1 pseudogene is annotated in these 246 nt (G+C 56.9%); it reads right to left on the bottom strand.

Going from position 1 to position 246, the window contains the following annotated elements:
* Nucleotides 1–246: pseudogene (locus HMPREF2932_RS14030) on the bottom strand (transposase); the annotation flags it as partial.

The raw sequence follows: 246 nt of genomic DNA, 5'->3' as shown, positions 1-246 counted from the left end.
CCTGGGCGGCAAGACCGGTCAGGTCGGTTTCATAGCCTTTGATTCCGGCTAGGGCTCGGTGTTTGGCAGCAAGAGCGTAGTTGACCTTCTTGTTCGGGGCGGAAAGATCGATATAGCGGTTGCGCTTGATTGCGATATCGCCGTCAACAGCGCGTTTGGCTTTTGCTACTTGCTCGCTGATTCCGCGCAGGCTGCGTCTAGCCCGATCGTGGGAGTACTGGTAATGCGTCACCGAATTCGGGGTTG

Origin of the sequence: Corynebacterium sp. HMSC074H12 (assembly GCF_001813755.1) — a bacterium.
Taxonomy (GTDB): domain Bacteria; phylum Actinomycetota; class Actinomycetes; order Mycobacteriales; family Mycobacteriaceae; genus Corynebacterium; species Corynebacterium hiratae.
This window is presented reverse-complemented; position numbering and strand designations above follow the sequence as displayed.